Below are 243 nucleotides of genomic sequence, written 5' to 3'. Positions count from 1 at the left end.
CAGCCCGCCGAGGCCGAAGGTGAAGCCGAGCGGCGGGGTGCCCGCGAAGAGGTCGTCGGGGCCGGGCCGCAGGATGTGCCGGGAGAAGGTGTCGGCGTTGGCCAGCACGTCGCGGTGGAAGTGCAGGGTGGCCTTGGGTCGGCCGGTGGTGCCGGAGGTGAAGGCGATCAGGGCGACGTCGTCGGCGGCGGTGTCGACGGCGGTGAAGCGCCCGCTCTTGGCGGCGCAGCGCGCGGTCAGGTC

The 243-nt window shown here is 74.5% G+C and carries 1 protein-coding gene; it reads right to left on the bottom strand.

Going from position 1 to position 243, the window contains the following annotated elements:
• Positions 1–243: AMP-binding protein (locus tag AA75_RS43755; RefSeq protein ID WP_033826141.1), on the bottom strand; the 243-nt coding region annotated here is incomplete at both ends.

It is taken from the genome of Kitasatospora sp. MBT63 (assembly GCF_000710465.2).
In the GTDB taxonomy this organism is placed as follows: domain Bacteria; phylum Actinomycetota; class Actinomycetes; order Streptomycetales; family Streptomycetaceae; genus Kitasatospora.
This window is presented reverse-complemented; position numbering and strand designations above follow the sequence as displayed.